Origin of the sequence: Polaromonas sp., assembly GCF_030682935.1 — a bacterium.
Classification (GTDB): domain Bacteria; phylum Pseudomonadota; class Gammaproteobacteria; order Burkholderiales; family Burkholderiaceae_C; genus Polaromonas.
Genome location: NZ_JAUXNA010000173.1, coordinates 1 through 2086, shown reverse-complemented (window position 1 = coordinate 2086; position 2086 = coordinate 1). Strand labels below are relative to the sequence as shown.

At 61.8% G+C, this 2086-nt stretch carries 3 protein-coding genes; all 3 read left to right on the top strand.

Annotated features, from left to right (window positions below):
* Nucleotides 1-400, top strand: a 400-nt coding sequence (locus tag Q8K05_RS07920; protein WP_305246038.1) for an ABC transporter permease, incomplete at its 5' end; no start/stop codon positions are given.
* An 11-nt stretch (nucleotides 401-411) separates the two neighbouring features.
* Nucleotides 412-1272, top strand: a complete 861-nt coding sequence (locus Q8K05_RS07915; protein WP_305246036.1) for an ABC transporter permease — start codon at nucleotides 412-414, stop codon at nucleotides 1270-1272.
* Nucleotides 1273-1338: 66 nt separating this feature from the next.
* Nucleotides 1339-2086, top strand: a 748-nt coding sequence (locus Q8K05_RS07910; protein ID WP_305246034.1) for an aldehyde dehydrogenase family protein, incomplete at its 3' end; no start/stop codon positions are given.

The window sequence follows — 2086 nt, the reverse complement described above, 5'->3', positions numbered from 1 at the left end:
GGTGGGCATGACCTATGTGTATTTACCCTTCATGGTGCTGCCGCTGTACGCCAACCTGGTGAAGATGGATTTCCGCCTGCTGGAGGCGGCCCATGACTTGGGCGCTTCGCCGTTCAAGGCGTTCTGGCTGGTCACGGTGCCTTTGTCCAGGGCGGGCATCATTGCCGGCTTCATGCTGGTGTTCATTCCTTGCGTGGGCGAGTTCGTCATTCCTTCGCTGCTTGGCGGCCCCGAGAACGTCATGATTGGCCGCGTGGTGTGGGACGAAATGTTTACCAGCAACAACTGGCCTCGGGCCACTGCCCTGGCCGTGCTCATGATCGCGCTGATTGTGGTTCCGCTGGCCATTTACTACCACTACACCGGCGATGCGAAAGAGCGCGCCGAGCCCGGAAAGTAAGGAGCAAGGCCATGAAAACCTTTCTGGAAAAAAACTTCGGCAAGCTGTGGCTGGGGCTGGTGTTTCTGTTTTTATACCTGCCGCTGATCTTCATGGTGGTGTTTTCGTTCAATAGCACGCGCCAGGACGCCCAATTCACAGGCTTTTCGCTGCGCTGGTACGAGGCCCTGACCCGCGACACCAAGATTGTTGAAGGCTTCTGGCTGTCGCTGAAGGTCGCGACGGTTTCGGGCGTGCTGTCTGCGGTACTGGGCACGTTCGCCGCCTTTGTGCTGGTGCGTTACCGCCGCTTTACCGGACGAACGATTTTTTCCGGCATGGTCAACGCGCCGCTGGTGATGCCCGAAGTGGTCATTGGCCTGTCGCTGCTGCTGCTGATGGTGGGGGTGCAGAACTTCTTTGGCTGGCCGCAGCGCGGCATGCTCACCATCATTTTGGGCCACACCCTGCTCGGCATGGCCTACGGCATGGTGGTGATCCAGTCGCGCCTGCTCGAAATGAACCGCGCCATCGAGGAGGCCGCCATGGACCTGGGCGCGCGGCCGCACCAGGTGTTTTTCCTGATCACGCTGCCCAATATTTTTCAGGCGATTCTCGCGGCCTTTTTGTTGTCGTTCACCTTGTCGTTTGACGATGTGGTGATTGCCGAATTTTTGTCCGGCCCCGGCGTCAACACCTTGCCGCAGGTGATCTTTGGCTATGCACGGCGCGGCATCAACCCGACGATTTACGCGGCGGCCACGCTGTTGATCATGACGGTGACCGTGGTCATCGTGGCCTACAGCCTCTGGGTGGCGCGGCAAACCCGCAAGCGGGAGCGCGAGATTGCAGTCGCCACCCGCGCTGAACTGACGGCGCTGGGCACGCCCTGAGCGCCTGACCGGTGGCGGGCGGCGACAAGTCGGCGCAGAGTTTCTTTTTTTTGATGCGAGGTGACTATGACGGATGTGACATTTGATGGCCGTGCTTTCATCAATGGCGACCGCGTGGCGGCGCGCAACGGCCAGACGTTTGACTGCATTTCTCCGGTCGATGGCCGCCTGCTGACACCGGTGGCCCGCTGCGGCGAAGCCGACATAGATGCGGCTGTGGCCGCCGCCCGTACGGCCTTTGACGATGGCCGCTGGCGGGGCATGAGCCCGGCCCAGCGTAAGCGCGTCATGGTCAAGTTCGCCGACCAGTTGCTGGCGCATGCCGATGAGCTGGCGCTGACGGAAACGCTCGACATGGGCAAGCCGCTCCAGTACGCGCGCTCGGTGGATGTGAACAGCGCGGCCAACTGCATTCGCTGGTACGGCGAAGCCGTGGACAAGGTCTATGACGAGATCGCGCCCACCGCGTCCACGGCGCTGGCGCTGATCACGCGCGAGCCGGTGGGCGTGGTCGGCGTGATCGTGCCGTGGAACTACCCGATGATCATGGCGGCCTGGAAGATCGCGCCGGCGCTGGCGGCAGGCAACTCGGTGGTTTTGAAACCCAGCGAGAAGTCGCCGCTGACGGCCTTGCGTCTGGCTGAACTGGCGCTGGCGGCGGGCATTCCGCCCGGGGTTTTTAATGTCGTTCCCGGTTACGGGCCGGAGGCGGGCTCGCCGCTTGCGCTGCACATGGATGTGGATTGCATTGCTTTTACCGGCTCCACCCGCGTTGGCAATCAGATCCATGTGATGGCAGGGCAAAGCAACTTGA